Annotated in this window: 16 protein-coding genes and 1 pseudogene; 7 read left to right on the plus strand and 10 right to left on the minus strand. The window is 61.1% G+C overall.

Annotation, left to right across the window (positions count from 1 at the left end; all coding sequences use genetic code 11):
- Nucleotides 1-107 precede the first annotated feature (107 nt).
- The 4 genes and pseudogenes from FQU85_RS13835 (at nt 108) to FQU85_RS12980 (ending at nt 8,234) form a co-directional block, all read left to right on the plus strand.
- Nucleotides 108-917 (plus strand): annotated as a pseudogene (locus FQU85_RS13835) (TrmB family transcriptional regulator).
- 305 nt (nt 918-1,222) lie between these two features.
- The gene (locus FQU85_RS12970) at nt 1,223-2,392 is read left to right on the plus strand and encodes a hypothetical protein (RefSeq protein WP_145848599.1); all 1,170 of its coding nucleotides are present in this window, start codon (nt 1,223-1,225) and stop codon (nt 2,390-2,392) included.
- Nucleotides 2,389-4,653 (plus strand): hypothetical protein, encoded by a 2,265-nt coding sequence (locus tag FQU85_RS12975; RefSeq protein ID WP_145848601.1) that lies wholly within the window; start codon nt 2,389-2,391, stop codon nt 4,651-4,653. Before FQU85_RS12970 ends, FQU85_RS12975 begins: the two co-directional genes overlap by 4 nt.
- On the plus strand, nt 4,650-8,234 hold the full coding sequence (locus FQU85_RS12980) for a hypothetical protein (protein ID WP_145848603.1): 3,585 nt from the start codon (nt 4,650-4,652) through the stop codon (nt 8,232-8,234). Before FQU85_RS12975 ends, FQU85_RS12980 begins: the two co-directional genes overlap by 4 nt.
- Before the next feature lie 710 nt (nt 8,235-8,944).
- Here FQU85_RS12980 and FQU85_RS12985 read toward each other — a convergent pair.
- On the minus strand, nt 8,945-9,292 hold the full coding sequence (locus FQU85_RS12985; protein ID WP_145848606.1) for a hypothetical protein: 348 nt from the start codon (nt 9,290-9,292) through the stop codon (nt 8,945-8,947).
- Nucleotides 9,293-9,479: 187 nt separating this feature from the next.
- On the opposite strand from FQU85_RS12985, the gene FQU85_RS12990 reads away from it, so the two are divergent.
- Together FQU85_RS12990 and FQU85_RS12995 are read left to right on the plus strand one after the other, a co-directional pair.
- Nucleotides 9,480-9,836 (plus strand): helix-turn-helix domain-containing protein, encoded by a 357-nt coding sequence (locus FQU85_RS12990; RefSeq protein ID WP_206022051.1) that lies wholly within the window; start codon nt 9,480-9,482, stop codon nt 9,834-9,836.
- A gap of 301 nt (nt 9,837-10,137) precedes the next feature.
- Nucleotides 10,138-11,457 (plus strand): RNA-guided endonuclease TnpB family protein, encoded by a 1,320-nt coding sequence (locus FQU85_RS12995; protein WP_145848609.1) that lies wholly within the window; start codon nt 10,138-10,140, stop codon nt 11,455-11,457.
- 194 nt (nt 11,458-11,651) lie between these two features.
- On the opposite strand, the gene FQU85_RS13000 is transcribed toward FQU85_RS12995, so the two are convergent.
- The 3 genes from FQU85_RS13000 to FQU85_RS13010 all read right to left on the minus strand — a co-directional run bounded on the left by FQU85_RS13000 (nt 11,652) and on the right by FQU85_RS13010 (nt 13,552).
- On the minus strand, nt 11,652-12,278 hold the full coding sequence (locus FQU85_RS13000; protein WP_145848611.1) for a hypothetical protein: 627 nt from the start codon (nt 12,276-12,278) through the stop codon (nt 11,652-11,654).
- A 41-nt stretch (nt 12,279-12,319) separates the two neighbouring features.
- Nucleotides 12,320-12,778 carry a helix-turn-helix transcriptional regulator gene (locus FQU85_RS13005; protein WP_145848613.1) on the minus strand — a complete coding sequence of 153 codons (459 nt, stop codon included), beginning with the start codon at nt 12,776-12,778 and terminating at the stop codon, nt 12,320-12,322.
- A gap of 321 nt (nt 12,779-13,099) precedes the next feature.
- Entirely contained in the window at nt 13,100-13,552 is a 453-nt protein-coding gene (locus tag FQU85_RS13010) for a GrpB family protein (protein WP_145848615.1), read from the minus strand.
- A 780-nt stretch (nt 13,553-14,332) separates the two neighbouring features.
- Here FQU85_RS13010 and FQU85_RS13015 point away from each other — a divergent pair.
- Complete coding sequence (locus tag FQU85_RS13015) at nt 14,333-15,553, plus strand: orc1/cdc6 family replication initiation protein (protein ID WP_145848617.1); 1,221 nt, start codon at nt 14,333-14,335, stop codon at nt 15,551-15,553.
- A gap of 297 nt (nt 15,554-15,850) precedes the next feature.
- On the opposite strand, the gene FQU85_RS13020 is transcribed toward FQU85_RS13015, so the two are convergent.
- From FQU85_RS13020 to FQU85_RS13045, 6 genes are all read right to left on the minus strand, one after another.
- The gene (locus FQU85_RS13020; RefSeq protein WP_145848620.1) at nt 15,851-16,804 is read right to left on the minus strand and encodes a Cdc6/Cdc18 family protein; all 954 of its coding nucleotides are present in this window, start codon (nt 16,802-16,804) and stop codon (nt 15,851-15,853) included.
- 54 nt (nt 16,805-16,858) lie between these two features.
- Nucleotides 16,859-17,797, minus strand: a complete 939-nt coding sequence (locus tag FQU85_RS13025; protein WP_145848621.1) for a hypothetical protein — start codon at nt 17,795-17,797, stop codon at nt 16,859-16,861.
- On the minus strand, nt 17,794-18,585 hold the full coding sequence (locus FQU85_RS13030) for a hypothetical protein (RefSeq protein ID WP_145848624.1): 792 nt from the start codon (nt 18,583-18,585) through the stop codon (nt 17,794-17,796). The genes FQU85_RS13025 and FQU85_RS13030 overlap by 4 nt, the downstream gene beginning before the upstream one ends.
- The gene (locus tag FQU85_RS13035) at nt 18,582-19,451 is read right to left on the minus strand and encodes a hypothetical protein (protein ID WP_145848626.1); all 870 of its coding nucleotides are present in this window, start codon (nt 19,449-19,451) and stop codon (nt 18,582-18,584) included. The genes FQU85_RS13030 and FQU85_RS13035 overlap by 4 nt, the downstream gene beginning before the upstream one ends.
- A gap of 151 nt (nt 19,452-19,602) precedes the next feature.
- Entirely contained in the window at nt 19,603-20,007 is a 405-nt protein-coding gene (locus FQU85_RS13040) for a hypothetical protein (protein WP_145848627.1), read from the minus strand.
- Nucleotides 20,000-20,365, minus strand: a complete 366-nt coding sequence (locus tag FQU85_RS13045; protein WP_145848629.1) for a hypothetical protein — start codon at nt 20,363-20,365, stop codon at nt 20,000-20,002. Before FQU85_RS13045 ends, FQU85_RS13040 begins: the two co-directional genes overlap by 8 nt.
- Nucleotides 20,366-20,511 lie beyond the last annotated feature (146 nt).

Consider the following 20,511-nt stretch of genomic DNA (forward strand, 5'->3'; position numbering starts at 1 on the left):
CTTTCGCGTAGCGTCCTCCAGTACTTAAGTCCTTGAAGGGTGTTTCTCCGAGCGTTACACGTGAATTGCGTACAATACTAACTGGAGGAACTTGGTAGTGAACAACGATGACCGACCTCGGCGAACTTGGACTCTCCAGCTACGAAGGGAAGGTTTACCGCACTCTTTTGGTGACTGGTGCAGCGACAGCATCTGACCTGTCCGATGCCAGCGAGGTACCTAAAGGCCGAATTTACGATGTCCTCAACAGTCTCAACGCTCACCAACTCATCCGCACCAAAGCGACTGATCCGACCCGATATGTCGCAGAATCACCTGAGACCGCGGGTTGACAGGCTCCTCGACGAGCGACTGCTGAACTCCAACAGGAATGGGGCCGGTATCGTGACGTAGCTAACTCTGTCCGTTCGAACCTCCTTCCGACCCTGCCGTCTGACGGGAGCTTCTGGCTTGGAACACTCGGCAGTGAGGAAATGCAAACTGCGCTTGAAGAGCATATACGGACAGCAACACAGTCAATTCATGCCACGGTTGGGCCGCCCTACGAGTTTGCTCCGTGGGAGCCCCTCAAACAGGAGGTTGATGCGTTTTTTGATGGAGCAGAGCCAGATATTTCCGTATCGTTGCTAGTCAGCGAGCAGATTCTCGAAACGGTCCCCGAGACACTCTTCGACGTGGCAGAGGAACACGCAGCAGAGGTGCGAATCAGGGTTCTACCCGAGATCCCAGTGTCCTTTGACGTGATCGACCAGACAGTAACGACCATTGACATCCCACATCCCCAGATGAGCGCAGACCGTATCGGCATTGTTGCGGTAAACGACAGCGACATTGTCGGCGAATTCGAACGCCAGTTTCAGGAGCTGTGGCATGAAGGCGTGCCCCTCCCCGAATTGCTCTACCGTCTCGACGAGTAATGGTGGGTAGTTCTTTGGGCGTGTTAGGTTCTGTCTGCCCAGTTAAGTATTATCAGTTGTTTTTCATAAGTGTGGTTTTATTGTTTGTGTCCATCTCTTGATGTGTGTTGTAGCGGTGTGAACTTCGAGTCGAGAATGCGTGCTGGAAGGTGCAGATCGCCGGATAGCGCGGTGGCTCAGTTCTGAATTGAGTTTGGCGGCGTGACGAGGAGTGGGCAGATTGTTTCGCCCTACGTATAATTTACCCCTCACTATTATACGAATAGTAACAAGTTTTTACTGTTTCTACCCCCAACACAACACCGATGACAGACCACTCCACCCAACAACCCCTCACAACATGGACCACCACCAACACCGACACCGAGTCCAAGACTGAGGCCGACGACACCACCACCGACACGACCACCGACACCGATCCCAGCACCGACACCCAAGCAAAACCACCCAGCACCGACCACACAACCACGACCGACACCGCAGACACACCCACCGACGACACCACCACGACACCAACCACCGACGCCCACGACGCTGACGACGACAGTGCTACGACACCCAGCACGACAGCCAGCCCCACTGAACGCTCAGCGGCCGCGACGGAGTCGGCGGGCACCGCAGCCAGTCCCTTCGACTTCACCAAGTCAGCGTCCGACGACAGCCACCCACTCACACGCGACGGCAGCAACGCCCTCACCGCAGACACCCTCCCCAGCCCACCACTTGCCGACCAGATCAACACCCTCGCCACCCACCCACCAGAACCCACCACTCACGACGGGCGCCTCGCCCGTGCCTGCTACGTGATCGCGCGCGCCCAAACCGGCAGCCTCCCCGGGTACTCGCTCCAGGACTCGATGGTTCCCCTTCGCGACCACCTCGAAGCCGAACTCGACATCGACTTCACGGCCCTCATCGACCAAAACCTCCTCACCGAAAAACGCCTCAACGGCCACGCCAAGTACTACCGCGTCACCGACCGCGCCCGCAGCGCCCTCCACACCAGCGACCATCCAAACCCCGGCGTCCTCGACGACACCCTCCCCATCCTTCGAGACGGCCCCCTCCACAACCGCGCCATCCTTGAGGCCGCCAACTGGCTTCAGACAACCCAACCGATCACCCACATCACCACACCCTACGCCGGCACCCCCGAGCCAATTGATTTCGGCGGCTCCCACAACGACACTCTGCGGTGGCTCGGAGAAGCGGTCGCCGCCGAAGACGACCTCACAGCCGTCTGCAACCGCCTCAAAATCCTCGCCAACACAGACGCAAACGTCATCGTGGTCGTCGAAAACTCAACGGTCGCCAGCAACCTCCTCGACGCGCTTGCCACCACCGACCTCATCGACATCCCCCCAGACATCGCCTACCACAACTTCAGCATCGCCCAATTCCACACCCGACTGTTCCCACAACTCGACAATCTCCCCGTCGACGAACTCACCGCCCTCACCACCCTCACCCAATGACCGACTCACACACACCACCCACGGCCACCACCGCGACACGCACCCTGCTCACAACGGTCGACACCCCACGCGCGGAACTCGACGCCGTCCTCGACCACGCCTGGGACACCACAACCCCCCAAACCCTGGGCACCCACATCGAGAATCTCGTTGACGACGCCCTTCACGACCGCGCCGTCGAACAGGCAGAATCGCTCCCGATCGATGAGCCGGCGACGTTTCTCTTGGGGAGTGCGCTGGCCGGTGTCCGCATCGAACACGCCACACCATTCAAAGCGGGCCCGGACGCGTATCAGCGCCGCACCACCACCAGGGCAGTCGAGCAGCCGCTGGCAGCGAATCCGGGGAGTTCCGCACTCTTCCAACGACTTCGCAGCGTCTATCAGCGCGCGCTGTTAGCGACGTTCGACGCGCGGGACGACATCAAGCGGGTTGTCGCCCGCGTCCTGTTGAGTCCCACCACAACCACAGCGCCCGTCTGCGAGGACCCGGCCGACACGATGATTGCGACGGTGCGTCTCGACGCCGAAGACGGCACCGAGTACGTCGTCGTGCCCGCGGAGGCGTGCACGCAGTGGTGTCGCACCATCCCCTTCCACCGCGATTGTGATCCGCCACCACTCGTCCGCCAACCCGATGCGAATACTGTTCGAGTGCCGGTTGCATTGTTGCGGGCGAAGTTTGCGGCGGCCGCCCGGTTTGGGTTCGAACGCGCGGTCCACCGGGCGTTCCATCGGTTTCGAGACTGGCGGTACGCGGCAGTCAAACGGGAGAGCTGGCAGGTCGAGACGCTCATCAATGACACGTATGTGCGGAATGCGCTCCCGCGGCTGTACGGCGATCGGCGCTACGATACAGCGAGTACGACCACCGCCCCCGGCCCCGAGCGGACTGGGTTCACGCCCGTCACCCATCACCCGCAACTCGCCGCCATCGTCGATGTCATCCGCGCCACCCCCAGCCTCTCGTTCACCGACTATCATACCGCCCGCGACCTGTACACACACGCCCAGGAGTACTACCCACCGCCCCACCGCCCCCCAAACACCCTGTGGAGTGTCCAGCGAATCGCCGGCGTCCTCCACAGCGCCGCCGACGCCACTGGCGGCACCAATGACGTCGTCGAACAACGCACCCACCCTGGCGCCAATGGCCCCCCGAACGAATACCGGATTGCCGCACCACGACCGACCCCATTGTATACGCGGCCCGCAGACGCGACCGGCGACCATCGGTGGACGGCCTACCGCGCCGTGCGAACCCGACACGCCTCTGAACCACTCCCCGCGGACACGCGGATCGCGCCGGGAACGCGACAGGCGGCCGCCACCACCGATGATCCACTGGCCGCGGCAACCACAGCCACCCATCGGTACGCCGCCACCCACCCCCACGCCCGCCCCCTCGACGCAATCGGCCCGGCGGAGCACCCGGACGCGTTCGACGCCGACTACGACGTTCAGTTCTCCGCGGACACCCTCACCTTCCTCACGCGGGTTGTTGCCGGCCTGAATGGGCTGGTCGCGGACGACGACCTCCGCGACGGCATGCGACACTACCAGGAGACGACCGACGGCGAGCTCGATGTTGATCCTGGCCGGTTGGCAGCGGCGGATGTCATCGACACGCACACAGCGGGGTACGTCACCATGTATTCGGTCGCCAGCGATGTCGTCGCCGCGCTCAACCGCACGGCGGTCACCCAGGAAGGGTATGGCGATGCAACACCCAGTGAAAAAGGCAAACACAAATATGGCGCCGTCTTGCTTGCGGCCGGCATCGCCGCCCGCGACGACGTCGCTACCGTCATCCGATACCCCCACCTCTGGCGGTTCGATCTCGGCGTCGACGAACAGGCCCTCCAAACACGCCTCGAGAACGCGGGCCGGGACGTCACGGTCACCGATCTCGACCAGCGTCGCTTGGATGTGGCCGGACTCAACAGTGCCGGTGACTTAGTCTGCGCGGGCGAAGTGCAATTAAATCATGGCAAGGCATCGCGGGTGCGGCGGAACTGGGAAAAACTGCGGTACGTTGGCGAGGCGGGCGTTGACACGGTGTGGCTGATGCCCGACCTCGAGTCGCTGTCCACTATCATCGCCGATTTGCAAGCCGAACAGTGTCTCGCGTCGGGGCCGCTGCCAAACACCGACCGGGTTGCCCACTGGCAGTCGTATTTCGACACCCACGACCTGTACAATCCAGGCATCCAGAACTTCTCGACCTATCGGAGTCTCTACCGCGGGGAGATCAAAATATGACCTGGACCCCGTCGTCCGGCGGCCGCATCGATAATCCCGACATCAGCCACCAGCTGTACCGCGTCCCGCTCGGCGCACCGCCCACACTCAGTGCCATCCGCAATGCGCTCCACGCACTGCTCGAGGCGACTGCCGACCGGGTCGCCGACGCCAAACTGGGAGTCCCCCCATCCATCGAAGTGTTTCTCGTGTACACCAATGATCCGGGGACCGGGATGCTGTTGGCGCGGATCACCGACTATGACCGCGCTTCGCCGACCCCGGCGCTGACAGCACCGCTCCCAGACCCACTCACGCCGCTCGATGCCCAGCTGCGGGAGGTCCTTGCCGACACCTTCCTCGACGACCCCGCGGAGCCGACGGGAACGAGCAGCGCGCCGCAAGTGGCGCAGTCGCTAATTGGCTCGGCCGCCCGGCCAAACGCCCTCGTGTTGACGTTCGAAGAACTCGCCGTGGACGGCCGCCAGGACGACACGCCAACGCCAGCCTGGCAACAATCCTACGACGACACCGACGAAATCACTGACCGCGTCACACCGGCCACTGACGTGCCAGACACGCTCCCACTGACCCAGATTCTCGAGACCATCCAGACGGCTGACGCGGATGTCATCTGCCAGCTCCATCTTGGCCTTGGGTACACACTCGACGACACCAGTGTGTACCCGGGGAACACAGACAAGATACACACGACAGGACTGGAGTCAGCCGCGATTGAGCCGGCATCCCGGGTCGCGGTCTCCGTACGCATCGTCGCGGTCAACCACACCGCCACCACAGGCACCCTCCAACAGTTTCGGGAGTTAGGCAGAACGTTGCGGCCGTGGGTCCACGGTGTCACCACCCCAACCCTCTACCACCAGCCACTGACACCACACATCGATCACGATCACCACGACCACATCCACCGTCATCTCACAGCGCTCCTCACTGGCCAACCCCACCCATACGTCGCTGACGGGCCGTTTGCCTACCTCTACCACCCACGGTGTGCCGCCCACTGGCTCACCCTCCCCCCGATTGCAGACGCCCTCTCCGCGGGGTTCGGACCCCCCGCCGCGGAAAGCCCCCTCACCCAAGCCGCCCCCGAGCTGCGCGACACCCTCACCACAGCGACCACCTATCCACTTGGCGCCGACCCACGCCTTCACCGGACGGTCAGTGTGCCCACGCAGCCCCAGCGCCACGCAATCGCCACCGAGAACGCGTCGCGGCAACACAGCCTCCTCAGCAGCCGCCTGACCGACGCAACCCAGACTCGGAACCACCCCACGATTGTCGTTGACCCCACGGGCACCTTCCAAGACAGCTACGCCGCCGCCCTCGACACCAGCGACGCGGACGCCCTCCCCGAGCATCGCGTAATCGATGTCGCCACCACCCAGCTCCCCATCACCCCCCTCCAGACACCACCCAGCACACAACAAGCCGACGCCCAATCCCCTCTCAGTTCGCCTCCGCGTGCCACCCGCCACGATCTCTACAACCAGCTCCGCGACACGTATCGGGCAGCGCCACGTGGCGACCCCCTTGTTGGCCGCGTCGACGAGGTCATCGATGCGGTGTGTCAAGCCACGGATGGTGCGGTCCCGCATTCAGCGCTTATCGCGGAACTCACCGCCGAACGCCCGCCACCCACCGTGCAGGAGCCGGAGCCAGGGGACGCGCGCCACGCACTCAAACGGAAACACGCATTTCTCACGACGGTTGGGGAGGTCGTGCCAGACTGGTTGCTCGGGGAATATGCACATTCGACCACGCTCTGGGAGATCGCCCCCGGTGACGGGGTGCTCTGGCTTGATGTCAGCGGCATCGAGTCCGCACTCGGCCGCCGCCTCGCCACCACCCTCCTTCTGGATGCGATTGCGCGGACGGCGCCGAGTCGGACGCCGGCTGCCACACCTGCCGGGACGGTCGTCGTTCCGAATGCCAACCAAATCGCGCTCCCCGACACCTTCACAACCGCAATCACCACCCAGCCGACCGCCGACCGGAATGTGCTTGTAGAACCGCGCCCGCCGCTGGCCTGCCTGGCCGGGCTCACGCTCGCCCCCGATGCAGACCCCACATTCAACCATAGCGCGCTGTTCACACCGGATCCCAACACGATAGTGACCGTCTCCACACAAACGAGTGCGGCCACCCACACCGCCCTCCCCACCGAGATTCGGGAGGCTGACACCGAACTCACCCGGCAACACGACAGCCCGCACACCCTCGTCGCCACGCCATCACCACTGCCCGACTCACCACAAACCACGATGCTTGCACCGCTCGCCCCACCCAGCACCCCCACACCCACCACGACCACTGAGGAACCGACGGTAATGGAGACCCTCGCAGCACAATCCGCCGATCAACCGCCCGTTGCGGTTGGTCAGCCGCGGTCACCACCCAGTACCACGAGTGCCATCCACAGTGCACGGATGACCGCCCAGCCCCCTGCCGACGGCGGGTCTGGCACACAACTCACCTTCTCCGCGAGCCAAGACACTGGCCCGGCGTTTGCCTGCACGACGTGTCACGCCCGCTACACACACCCAAACGACGCACGCGCCTGCCACACCCCCACCAACACCACCAACACCACCACCAGCAGTACCTCGACGGCGGCTGCTGGTGGCAGTGCCGAAACAGCGGGTGGCGACGGGCAGATGCGACCACTAGCCGCGTTGCCCGACAGATTCTGTGACCGGCTCACGTTTTCGCAGACGGACCGGCTCACCCGGTTCATCCGTGAGACACTGGCCGGCCATCACACGACGCTTGATCTCGAGGAGATTTTGAATCGGCTGCGGGCGGGGCTTGCGGCGCGTCTCACCGGGGAGACATACGGTGACATTCCGCTCGCGGGGTTAGTGTTCATCCAGAGTGTGGCCGCCGCACGCATCGGGCTCTGGCCAGCCCTCACCAACACATCGATGGTAGCCCTCCGTCGGCACTGCTTCACCGACACGCCCTATAACGTTGAGGCCTTCAGTCGGTATGTCACCGCGCACACCGACAGTCGCGGCCACCGCTACTACGCCCTGACCACCCACGGCACCAGCCTCGACCCAATCACCACCCTCACCACGCCCACTGACCAGCCGCACACACCCGTTCTCGACGACAACTACGAACTCAACACCGCACGCCGAGCACTCGCCGACCACCTCACACCAGAGTCCGACACCACGACTGAGTATTTCCATCATCCCAACCGGGACGCGCTCAGCGACACCGTCCCCTTCGATGCCATCGACGTCGCCACCCAGACTACCGACGGCACACCCACCGCCTTCGGTATCCTTATTCCCGAGGCCACCGCCACCACTGCTCGTCTCGAACAGATTCTTGATTGGGCCCGCCCCACCACGGCCGACATTCACCTGTATTTCGCCTCGGATGCGGCTACCAGACGCGCGCTCACCACCCTCGCCGACACCACCCACATCACGATCAATCGCGGCCCCGCCAGCGAAAAACCCCTCGACGAAACAACCTACCGGACCTCCAGAGTCCGCGACTGGATCACCTGGCCAGCCTGGACAGACACACCCCCAACCATCCACCACACCACTACGCTCTTCGAAGACTGACGATCGGCATACGAACGGTTAGATATGATTCAAGTTTGACATCCATCTCCGCGTTCACGCGGAGGGATCCCGAGCGGTGAGCGTTTCAGGTCTGCAACCGTGGACGCCGCCACTTTACGGGAGTTCGCGTCTAACCCAGTCGTCGTGAACGGTGGCTGTCTAGCCGTGCCAAGCGGCTGTTACTCCTATCCTCGGCGTCGTTGACTCCCATCTGTTGTTTTTGCCAGCAGGGAGTCGCTGACACGTCGCCGGACTCGGAGGTATCTTGTGGCTTGCTCGACCGACGGGCACAAGACAAACCCTTCTGGGATTCGCGTTCACCACGTCGGCGTTCCGGATATTGTCTCATTGGGTGGCGGGCTGGCCGCCTCCGAAGGTCGTTCGGAATCCGCTCCGTTCCGACCGGACCGTACCACCGTATTGCGGTTCTTAACACTTTCTTGACACTTGAACGTATGGATTGGAAACTCGGCTATGCAATTCTCGGTGGAGCGTGTCACTGAGTGACGGCGCGTATCCACGGCCTGAAGGCCGTGGTATTTCGCCTGTTCAGCGTATAATCGTACCGACACAAGTCAACGCGAAGGTTTACATTTCGACGCGTCCCAAAGTCGAGTGAGCGCACAGAGGCCAACTCTCTCAGCGGAAGACCGATACCTCGCTGTTTGGTGGGAGGTATCGAGGAACAGTATGGCCGTTGTGTGCTGGGTTTAGTCTACTTTCTCGTCGCCGTGGTGGTCCGCGTAGAGACGTGCAAACCGCTCCACGTTCTCGCCAAGGTAGTCTGCAGCGTCGAAGACGTCGGTAACCGGGATGTCGAAGTCCTTCTTCCTCGGGTCAGTGCGGTAGTACTGGTCGAGGTGTATCTTCCCTTCTCGGTGCTCTGTATTGTCGATTTTGGCGATGGTGATAACGGTCCCATCGGAGCGCTCGTAGAAGAGAAGGACTGCGAAGGTCTCCACATCATTGATGCTAGGGTCTGCTCTGACCCCGATTTGATACTGTTTCCCGCGAAGTCGCGCCACTGAATAGTGGTAGGAGAATTCGTAGTCCGACAAGAATATACCACCTCGTTGATAGATGCTGAGAGATACTGTTCCTACTAGAAATATGAACTCGATGGACTTAAATGTTTTGGTTGTATATATTGCAATGAAGCTATTTGTGGGCGTATAGATACGCTGAACTCCTACCACCACACTTTTGGTGTTGAGGTCTGTACTCAATAGTAAGAGGTGAGAGAAGATGGCCAAAACTGAATGGACGCAAGAACCGCCTGACGACACTGAAAAACGACGAGAACGCCGCAAGGAGTTTGCTCGAGCTCTCGCGAAGGGCGGCATGCCTGGCGTCCAGGTACTCAGCTACGAAGAGGCCACCCACGTCCTCACACCGAAACGCCGCCAAATTATCGAGACCCTGAAGCAGAATAACGTCGCCAGCGTCAGCGAACTTGCCCGATCGCTCAACCGCGACAAAGGCCAGGTCAGCCGCGACCTCAAAACCCTTGCCGAGCACGGTATCATCCGCTACGACGAAAGTGACCGCGCAAAGGCACCCTACCTGACTCAGCGCCACATCGTCGTCGAACCCATCGTCTGATATCGATCTTGCCTCTCCGGACGTTCCAACCCCGTAGGGGTTGAAACCACCCACCCGTTCATCCCGAGGAAGCAGGTTCTGAATACGGACCAGATGGGTTGCAGGCCATCAAAACACCGCTCCAGAATCAAACACACCGACTTATACGCGGAGCAGGCGCAATACCACGGCCTTCAGGCCGTGGATACGCGCTGTCACTCAGTGCCTGTTCTACCGACTTCGACAGGGCCGGATATTCCACGCTACCAAACGCCAACTTTTACAAGTGGATCGAGTATAAGGGATTATACGCGCGTTCCAAATGCTGGACATCCACCACACCCATCAAGCGAAAATCTGCAACCACTCACAGGTGGTGGACCCGCTCGACTGGCACGGGTGGAGTGCCAGCAAACTCTGGAACGTCGCTAACTACCACTCCCGCCAAGTCTGGGAGGAAACCGGAGAGATTCCCGACCATGAGGAGCTGAAACACGAGTTGAAAGGCCATTCAAAATACAAGGGACTCCATTCGCAGTCCAGTCAGCGCGTTCTGGAGGAACTCGCTGAAGCCTTCAACTCCTGGTACTCCAGCGACGACGACCGGGATAACCCGCCCGGCTACCGCAAAGAAAATTACTACGACCAACAAGGTCGCCGCGTCCATGAAGAACACCCGCGCTCAACCGTAACGTGGAAGCAAAACGGCATCAAGCACGACACCAAAAACAACCGTGTTCGGCTCTCAAAGGGTGCAAACCACAAGGAATACCCGCGAGCGAGGGAATACATCCTTGTCGAGTACGAGACACGGCCCGATGTCGAGGTTGAGAACCTGCAACAAGTCAGGGCCGTCTACGACCAGTCAAAAGAACGGTGGGAACTGCATCTCGTCTGCAAAGACGAAATCGAGACGCCCACCGCACCCGGCACCGAGACAGCGGGTATCGACCTCGGCATCAGCAACTTCGCCGCTGTCGCCTACAGCACTGACGAAGCAGACTTGTACCCCGGCAACCGACTGAAACAGGACGGCTACTATTTCCCGAAAGAAATCGCCAACTGCGAGGATTCGAGCGGTGAGCGAGCGACTCGCTTACACAAGAAGTGGTCGGAGCGCCGCACCCACTTCTTCCACTCCTTAGCGAAACACATCGTTGAGCAGTGTATCGAGAAGAGGGTTGGTCGGATCAACGTCGGTGACTTGGAGGGGGTCCGCGAGGACGAGACCGGCGAGTCGAAGGACTGGGGGCGGCATGGAAATCTCGACTTGCACGGGTGGGCGTTCGACCGCTTTACCGACATCCTCGAATACAAGGCGAAAGTCGAGGGGATCGAAGTCGTGGAAGTGTCCGAGCGTGACACGAGCAAGACGTGTTGTGTGTGCGGTCGGGAAGACGAGAGTCAACGCGTCGAGCGTGGGTTGTACGCCTGCGAGGCGTGTGACGCGGCGTTCAACGCTGACGTGAACGGGGCGGAAAACATCCGTCTCGACATCAACGACACAAAAAGTAACTCCGAGTCTGCACCCAGTTTGGGTGGGGATAGGAGTACCGGCTGGTTGGCACAGCCCGGAGTCTACCTGTATGACCTCTCTTGCGGATTCCAACCGCAACGAGCGGTGGTAGACTGCAAACCCTAATATCCCAACCCCGGGATTCCTCCGCCTTCAGGCGGAGGAGGATGTCAACCGCCCTGTTGTCGCGGTTACTGGGACGGCTGAGACCGCCGATTGCAGACAGTGGTCAAGTAGGCAGAAGGCTACTGCCCGCGTCAAGTCGTGCCGCTGGGTGCCAGCCCGAAGAATCGGGTGGCAGGTAGTTGCTGTGCCGCGTGCTACTCGTTGAGTTGTTGGAGGGCGGTGTGGAGGGTGTCGCGAGCGGTCCGGATGTTCCCGGCGACCTCACGATTGAGGTTGGTGGTGGGGATGGTGGTGAGGAGTGTGTGCACCGCGGTCAGCCGCACGCGCACCGCATGCCGTGACGGGTCAGCGCCCGCACCACCCGCTTCGTCACCGGGGGTGTCCTCCCCGGGGGTGTCGTGGGTGAAGTGTGCGAGGACGTGTCGCTGTCGGTCGCTGAGGTCTAACTCGGCGATGGTCTCGTCGACACCCCACGACGTGCTCGTCTCACTGGTGGCCGCGTTGTTGGAGTCGTGTTGTGTGGTCGTGCGGTGATCCGGGTTGCGGGTTGTCCTGGTGAGGGGGGTGTTGGTGGTGAGGTGCCAGCGGTAGGCGTTGGCGGTGGTGGCGGCGAGGGCGAACCGGGACTCCGCACTGGTGCGGTCCGCTTGGGCGGCGTACCGATCAAGAACCGCCTGCACGCTGAGACCGTACGCGCTCTGACTGTCCGCGGTCTCCTGGCTGTCACGATCGGCGGTCGTGTACCGCTGCACCCGGTCGTCACTGGGGTCGGTGTCGTCGAGTGGACGGCGGGCTTCGAGTTCGCCGGCATCGGTAATCACCAACGAGTACCCACTGTCACCATCAACCGTAACAACGGTGGTCACGCCGCATCACCGTCCATTGGGGTTGCGGACTTTGAGGTGTTACAGAGGGTTTCGACGAGGGCCAACACGGTGGCCACGGTCGCTGTCGTGGGTGTTGTGGTGATGCCCTCTTCGGTGCGGGTGATGACGTTTGCGGCCTCGAGTTTGTCGAGATGCAGCTGGTAGAGGCCGACGTACACGCTCCGGCGGTCGTCACCCGAGACGTTCTCCGGCGCCGTGTCCGTGAGACACGCCGTCACCTCGGTCGCCAACTCACGAGCAGTAATCGTCTCGTCCGTGTCGAGGTTCGCGGCGAGATACCGGATGACGGCGCGCCGATGCGCTGACGTGTACAGCGCAAAGATCTCACTGGCCGACTGGTCGATCGCGGCAAGCGCCGCGGGATCAATACACCTGTCCGTATCCGGAGAGACAACGTTTTGCCACTCCGGACGACTAGACTCATTCGCTGTCATATCTCTGGCAGCACGGGGCAACGGTGCCCTCAGCACCGGGCCCTTCGTTAGCGAGGCCGCCCGTGCTACCAACCCGTAATACCTGGGTATAAAAATAAGCAGGGAATCTAGGCCGGCAACTCGTTCGCCTGCCCCACTGCTACCACGCCGACAGCGGTAACTCGGCTGGCTACAGGGACACTCTGGCTTTGTTGAAATCCGCAGCGGCGTACAGGACAGTTGGTCGAATCGGTTAGTACAGGTGAACTAGTGAGCGCTCCGATCAGGTAATTCGGGTACCGAGGAAAGCGACTAGTTCGACAGGTTGAGTCAGGGGGTTGTTTAGTGGGAAGTGGTGATTTCTGGTTCGTAACCGGCCTCTCGGGCTGCAGTGATGATGGTTTCTGCAATATCGTCTTTCGCATCATTGTAGGCAGAAGTATCGTCGGGATGTACTGCCGCAGCGTGCCGCTTGGCTGTTGCGTACGCGTCTCGCGCGTGGGGGTGGTCACGGAGATAATCACGGAAAACCAGAGTCCGTTCCAGTCGTGTCGAGCCAACCGGGTGAAAGTGTGCATTGAACTGTTGGTCGAGACCCTCGTCGAAGCGTTCAAAGGCGAGCCAGTTCTCGCGATCGGCGTTAAACTGATAGCCGAGGTCCAGCATTGCCGACTTACAGTCGCGTGCAGTAGCCATATCGGGGACTACTGGACAAATGTCGATGATGGGTTTTGCGGCGAGGCCGGGAACGCTTGTACTCCCGAAATGTTCAATTGAGTGGGTTTGCTCCCCGATTTTTGTTCGAGGCGATCGCGTTCACCCTCGAACCGGGACGGCCATTCGTCACGATACCCCCATATCTCGATTGGAGTGTGGTACTCAGCCATACCTTCGCTAGCAACTCACTGAGGAAAGTAATTTTCGTGAAGTCATGTACACCAGAGTGAGAGTGTTAGTAATTCTTCGCATATACCCGTACAAACTGAGCCATACGCACACCCACACACACACCTACCTAACGGCTATTTCGCCGCGAGTAATATCTGACTAATAAGAATTCAACAAATCCGAAAATCTGCAAGACAGCGGCCGGCCGTGATACAGTATAACGACCACATCTCTACCGAATTCCCCCTGAGTTATCCACAATTAGCAGCCCTTGCTGTATTTCTAGAGCGCGACATAGACTAACGGACTCAAGATGACTACGGTACTTGTGCTGGATTGTCAATGAGTGGTCTCGGCTGTCCGCGGGAGTGGGATGGCGACAGGAGATCGTAATCAGGGCCTGTTCGCGTCTCCCACCCCACTGTGTCGAATGCTCCGCGCCCCGGCCAAGTATCCATATTGCCGGTCCAGCCTCTGCGCTCCCACACCCCACCGTGTCGAGTGTTCTCCAGCAATCCAGCCCCTACCCAATGTACCGACACCCTGTATATTGTGGTTTCGGTGACTAAGACAGTGGTTTAGTCGTGTTCTTCGTGAATGACTATCTTTGGAAGCCATCTCGATTTTCATCCGACGCATTAGACGCGGTGGTTTTATGCGGTAGGAGACACGACCTGTGAGTAACTGATGGCGACCTTCACGCGGGACACCCACATCTTCCAGGACGAAGATATGTTGCGCGACGACTATCAACCAGAGACAATTACAGCACGCGAGTCAGAGCTGGACGCCTACCAGACCGCACTCCAACCAGTCATCAACGGCGCCCAACCACGAAACATCTTCCTCTACGGCAAAACCGGCGTTGGCAAAACAGCAGTCTCCCGCTATATTCTCGAGCAACTCCAACAGGACACCCAACAGTATGACGACGTCACCCTATCTGTTTTCTGGTTGAACTGTACGAACCTCTCCTCATCCTATCAGGTTGCCGTCAACCTCGTCAATACACTCCGACCAAACGATGAGCAAATCAGCACGACGGGCTATCCCCAACAACGCGTCTTCGATCTGCTGTACACCGAGCTTGATGCAATCGGCGGCACCATCCTCATTGTCCTCGATGAGATTGATCACATTGGTACGGACGACGAAATCCTCTACGAGATTCCACGCGCCCGCTCAAACGACTACCTCACCACCACTAAACCCGGTGTCATCGGCATCAGCAACGACTTCAGCTTTCGCGACAACCTCTCGCCAAAAGTCAAAGACACCCTTTGTGAAGAAGAAATCCACTTCTCCCCATACACCGCGCCCGAACTCGAAGCTATTCTTGAACGCCGTGCGGAAGGCGCCCTCTACGAGGACGCGACTGAATCCGGGGTGCTCTCGTTGTGTGCGGCACTCGCCGCCCAAGACTCGGGCAGCGCACGCCAAACCCTCGACTTGCTATATCAGGCCGGTGAACTGGCTCGGGCCGCCGACCGCACACAGATCACCGAAGACGACGTCTACGCCGCCCGTAACAAACTCGAACGCAGCCAAATCGAACAAGGCATGCGAGAACTCACCCGCCACGGCCATCTCTCGTTAGTTGCTGTCCTCCAACTTGCCCTCGATTCGAACGCCCCGTTCCGCGTTCGAGATATCTACCCAGCGTATCGAACAATCGCCGAACAATCAGAGATCGATCCATTAGTCCGGCGACGAATGCACGACCACCTCGCCGACCTCGCCATGCTCGGCATCCTCGATCGGCAGTCCCGCAATGAGGGCCGGTCTGGTGGTCAATACTACGAATACGAATTCGCCGTCGACCTTGACCTCGTTGCGACGGTCGTCACTGACTTCGACGGTATCACCCTGCCACAGCGCGTTCGGAACGTGACACAGTCTGTCGAGTGACGAGATTGTCGCACACGGAAGGAAGGGCGGGGCTGACTGCTCGCTGCATCAAGAGCATTCGACATCGTGGGGTGGGAGAGAACGCCCACGCCACCACCTCTCAATACCCCACCAGTAGCCTGCCGGTTCAACTGGGTGGCTCGGTCCGAAGAACATTCGACACAGTGGGGGGACTCTGTTCACCCAACCATTCGACACAGTCGAGTCTGAAAAAAGAGTACCCTGGCAACACAGGACCTATGTAATAACCTCTGACGGTCGATCCGCCAACCGTCTGATCTACCTTGACGGATATTACTATGCGGAAGTGACCGCGTCGATGACGATTTCGGGGTCATGCATGAGGTGATGTTCGAGGTAGCTGCCTTCACCCATCCCGCCGCCGGTATGATTGGCTTCAGTGATGCCGAGGAAGGCTTGTTCTTTCAGCAGGCGGTAGACGCGGTCTTCTGAAAGGGGGTTGCTGCCTTCCTGGTCGGCAATTGTTGTGTACGCGGTGTAGATGCGGTGGGTGCGGAAGGCCTGATCCTGTGGGTTTTCTTGTGTGAGAAGAGCTAATGCGTGAAGGATGAATTTGACATGTGGTGTCGTGCCACTGACGAGGCGTTCGAAGCGATTTACCGCCGCATGGTGGACGGCGTCGGTCACGTGGTCGATGGTGACGGTGTCGTCGCCGCGTTTTTCGGCGAGACAGCCCGCCTCATACAATGTGTCAACAGCTTTGCGAGCATCCCCATGTTCTTTCGCGGCCAGCGCCGCGATCTTCGGGATGACACCGGACGCGAGCACGCCGTCTGCGAAGGCGTCGGTCCGATGGTTGAGAATGGCCTGGATTTGCGGGGCATCGTAGGGATCGAAGACGAGTTCGTTATCCTGAAGACTGGAGGCGAGGCGTTCGTTGATGCGGTCGCGGTAGGCGATTTTGTTACTGATACAGATGGCGCCGATATGGGTGTTGGATTTGCCGCTTTCACGTGCGCGAGTGAGACTGCGGAGCAGGGCATCGCCATCGAGTTTGTCAACTTCATCGAGAATGACGACGCAGGCATCGACGTTGTGGGTAGCGAGGAGTTCCCAGGTGAGATCCCAGTAGTCGGCCGCACCGATGCCCACGCGAGGAATGTCGCGGTCAGCGTCAAGGCGTGTGGCGAATTCACGGGCCATTTCCCGGCTCGCCTTGGCTTCTGATTGATAGTCCGAACAGTCAATGTAGGCAAACCAGTTGTTGCAAGTACGATTTTCTTTATTCATTTGAACCCGTGAGTTTAACCCGGCGGGTTCAACCGGGTATTATCAGCGAGCGTACTAGACTTTTGCGGAGTTTTCTATCACCTCCTCGGTAAATTCGTCGTCGGGTCGGGCTTCGACCGGCTTCACACGGAGTTCCCCGAAGCCGTACTTCGAGTGGGAACCGACCCGCGTGATGGCGTTCTTCGCCGTCTCGACCGGCCGGTCGCCCGTGTAGCCGACAACCTGTCCGTGGTCGATGGTCTCGCACCGGAACACGTCGCCGCCCTCGACGATCTTCTCCTCGCGGTGGCGCAGCTGGGACTCGTCGTCGACGCTCCACCACCACGGCACGTCCACGTCGTTCGTCGCCGGGTACTCCGACCGAAGGACGTACGGCGTGACGACCTCGAGGAGGTACGCCTCGGCGTCCCGAAGCCGGGAGTAGTCGAGCGCCTCGAGGTCGACCGTCTGCGTGTCCTTTAGCCGGGTCATTCCGTAGCCGTAGTTCCGCTGGCCACCGAACTGGAGTCCATCAAGCACGTCCTCGCCCAGCGGTAGCACGTCCGGGTCGTCGGCGTGGAGGTAGGCGTGGACGTACCACTTCGTCGTCTGGGCGTCCTTCCGGTAGTCGTCCGGGCGCCCCATGATGGTCTCGTGCGCCAGCGCCGGCTGTCGGTGCTGGGTGCGGATCGGGTGGACGTTCAGGGCGTCCCGCGGCCGGGAGTCGAGCAGCCACGAGTGCGAGGGGTCGCGGAACAGGAACAGGTCGTCGTAGGCGTTCACGTCCGCCAGCGACGACCCGAGGTACGGCTTGATGCCGCCCTTCGAGTGTTCCTCGGGGAACGTCCCGAACTGGCCGGGGACGAACATCCCGTGACTCGCGTTGATCGACTGCGCCGTGTCGGGCGCGAGGTGCTGGCCGAACGCGTGGTAGATGGCGTTGCCCGTGACGTAGTACGGGTGGCCGAGGTAGTCCATCTCCATCTCCCACATCACTTGCTGGATGCGCGTCACGGCCGACCACCCCAGTTCTGGAAATCCTCGATGTACTGGAGCGCGGTCGACCAGCTCCAGATGCGCCGCAGGTTGGCGTCGAGCGCCCGTTCCCACTCGTCGCCGTCGGCGTCGACGGGGTGAGCGGTCAACCGCTGCCACGTCGACGCCCACGACCGCCACGGTCGGGAGCCGAGCCGGGCGAACGGCCGGCCGTCGCGGTCGCCGGTCGGGGCGATCCGCAGGGCGAACTCGTCGCCGGCGTAGACGGTGCGGTGGGCCACGATCTCCTCGGCGGGGTCGACCACGAGCGCGAGGTCGCGGAACTCGTGGCCGGCGCGGTAGTTGTCGAGCAGCGCCGCCACGAGCAGCGTGTGGTACTTCAGCGAGGTGTACGGGTAGTAGACGCTCTCGTTGAACGCCGAGACGACCTCACTGCCGAGCCACGCCCGATGGATGGTCTCGGCATCGTCCTTGGTCAGCAGCTGCCTCACGGCGCTCTCCACGTCCGCTCGTGTGAACTCCTCGGGGTCGTACCGGCTCTCCCCTGTGAGGAGCGAGAGCCGGTAGTGGTTCTCGTGGGTGTCGACCGTCTGCTCGGGCTGGCCGCTGGGCCGGCTAAGTGCCGACGCATCGCCGTCCGCGCCGAGCGGGACGGTCTGGTTCACCGGGACGCCCGCGAACGTCTCTGGGGCGTACTCGTGGGGCTCGCCGTTCAGTTTGTGAGCGTCGTGGCGGTACGCGGCGACCATCTCGTCCTCGGGGCCGTCGTCGTCCTCGAAGTCGGTGAGGCGTGCGTTCTCGCTCATCCGTGATCACCGTCGATCCGGGAGGCGAGCGCGTCCTCGATCTCGTGGCGGTGGTTCTCGGACCACCGCTCGTCCTTGTCGTCCATTTTGTTGGTGTTGCTTTTCGCACGGTCGAAGACGCGCCTCAGTTCGCGCTCCTCGTAGAGCGGGTTGATGAGGTCGCAGTAGACGATGCCCGCACCGAAGTTCCGAGACCCGCCGAGTTGGTGCATAAAATCGGTGTTATGGGCGTTGAGGAACTCGACGGCCTCGGCCAGCAGCCCGAGGAACTCGGGCTTCGTCTCGCGGAACGAGAGGTGCCAGCAGCCGTCGAGATTCGCTACGGCGTCGACCTCGGTGTTCCGGAGCGGCTCGCGGTTGTCTTCCTCGTTCCGGGAGACGACGTTTCGGTTGAGTCGGCGGTAGTGGCCCTCAGCCTGTCCGCGCTCGTACTTCACCGAGGAGCGGACGGGCGAGAACTTGATGGGGCGGCGCATCAGTTTGCCGGGGACGCCGCCGAAGCCACCGAACAGGTCGAAGATCACACAGCCGTCGTCTTCCTTCGGGTCGTCGACGCACGCGCCCTTCTCGTGGTAGCCGTCCTCGAGGTCACGGTCGTACACGTCCTCTTTCCGGAAGTTGGCGTTGGACTCGCCGGGGTGGCAGGCGGTCGCGCCGCGCTGCTGAACGACGCCCTCCATCCCGTGACGAAGCCAGCCGGAAAGCGGGTAGGCGGGGATGATGCCGCCGATCTGGTTCTGCGGGTCATCGTCCTCGTAGTTGTCGCTCGATGCGTGGTGCCGGTCGGTCATAATCGAGTCACCTACGACGAGCAGGTCGCACTCGATCCGAACGTACACATCCGTGATGTCGGTGATGTCTGTCATAGTGTGTTGCTGTCTTGATGTACGGCGTGGTCAGCGTGCGGAGAGGGCGGCGTGGAGTTCGTCTACGCTGCCGACGGTAATGTCGCCCACTTTATACACCTTCTTCGTTTGACCATTCTCGTCCCGGTAGATGCGAGCCGTCACGCGGGAATCACTCGTCGGCATCATCCACCTCGCGTCGACGGTCAAGTTCCTCAGCAGCTTGGAACAGTATGGTAGCCAGTTCGCGGGCTTCGTCGGTCGTGAGACCGGTCAACTGTCCGGCTCGCACGTTACCGTCGCCCTTGGCCTCAATCTCCAGCGACACACCCTCAGTCCAGTACGTCACCTGAGCAAGCCGCTCGGTGAAATCGTCGTCGTTGAACGTGAGCCGACCGTACTCACCGTCGGCGCTGGCCGTCACTTCATCTGGTGTGATTTCACCGGTCACGTAGAGACTGGTGCCGAGCGGCTCCCAGTTTTCGACATTCTGGATGTCGTAGTCCTCATTCTCCCAGCGAGACGCTGCGAGCGCAGCGACGCCGCCGAGGTACTGACGACGGGTTAGGTCAGTCATCGAATTCTCCCTCCGCTGCATCGGTGGCGACCACCAGCCGGGCGGCAAGGTCGCGGGCGTCGTCGGGGTCGAGGCCGGTGCCGACCTTGATGGGGCCGGACATCCACCGGAGTCCGACGCCGCTCCAGCCGCCCTCTTCGTGAACGCCTTCAACTTCGAGCGGGCCACCATTCATCTCCGCGGTGACGTGGACGTTGTTGAGGTCTCCGGGGACGGAACCGCAGTCCGTCAGCGAGTGCGTCCCGTCGTCGGTGACACTCCGGTCTTCCACGATTTCCTCGGGAGCGGGCGTGTCGCCAGCCGCCGCCTGCGGGAGCGTAGCGAGCGCGGCGGCGGCGAGGAACTGACGGCGCTGCATTAAGCCGTCACCCCCTCGAAGCCCTTCCGGCCAGAAATGTAGCAGTCGGCGCACGGGAAGCCTTCGGAGAGCTTCGCGCATTCGTCGCAGGTGTCTTCTTCAGTCGGTTCGACCGTCGTACCGAGACTTTCTTGCCCCGGCGCCGC

The sequence above is a fragment of the Salarchaeum sp. JOR-1 genome (assembly GCF_007833275.1).
Lineage (GTDB): Archaea > Halobacteriota > Halobacteria > Halobacteriales > Halobacteriaceae > Salarchaeum.

What these genes read in the sequence shown, in the direction of transcription:
- FQU85_RS12970 (WP_145848599.1), top strand. Translation starts at nt 1,223, where the DNA reads ATGACAGACCACTCCACCCAACAACCCCTCACAACATGGACCACCACC.
- FQU85_RS12975 (WP_145848601.1), top strand. Translation starts at nt 2,389, where the DNA reads ATGACCGACTCACACACACCACCCACGGCCACCACCGCGACACGCACC.
- FQU85_RS12980 (WP_145848603.1), top strand. Translation starts at nt 4,650, where the DNA reads ATGACCTGGACCCCGTCGTCCGGCGGCCGCATCGATAATCCCGACATC.
- FQU85_RS12990 (WP_206022051.1), top strand. Translation starts at nt 9,480, where the DNA reads ATGGCCAAAACTGAATGGACGCAAGAACCGCCTGACGACACTGAAAAA.
- FQU85_RS12995 (WP_145848609.1), top strand. Translation starts at nt 10,138, where the DNA reads ATGCTGGACATCCACCACACCCATCAAGCGAAAATCTGCAACCACTCA.
- FQU85_RS13005 (WP_145848613.1), bottom strand. Translation starts at nt 12,778, where the DNA reads ATGACAGCGAATGAGTCTAGTCGTCCGGAGTGGCAAAACGTTGTCTCT.
- FQU85_RS13015 (WP_145848617.1), top strand. Translation starts at nt 14,333, where the DNA reads ATGGCGACCTTCACGCGGGACACCCACATCTTCCAGGACGAAGATATG.
- FQU85_RS13020 (WP_145848620.1), bottom strand. Translation starts at nt 16,804, where the DNA reads ATGAATAAAGAAAATCGTACTTGCAACAACTGGTTTGCCTACATTGAC.
- FQU85_RS13030 (WP_145848624.1), bottom strand. Translation starts at nt 18,585, where the DNA reads ATGAGCGAGAACGCACGCCTCACCGACTTCGAGGACGACGACGGCCCC.
- FQU85_RS13035 (WP_145848626.1), bottom strand. Translation starts at nt 19,451, where the DNA reads ATGACAGACATCACCGACATCACGGATGTGTACGTTCGGATCGAGTGC.
- FQU85_RS13040 (WP_145848627.1), bottom strand. Translation starts at nt 20,007, where the DNA reads ATGACTGACCTAACCCGTCGTCAGTACCTCGGCGGCGTCGCTGCGCTC.
- FQU85_RS13045 (WP_145848629.1), bottom strand. Translation starts at nt 20,365, where the DNA reads ATGCAGCGCCGTCAGTTCCTCGCCGCCGCCGCGCTCGCTACGCTCCCG.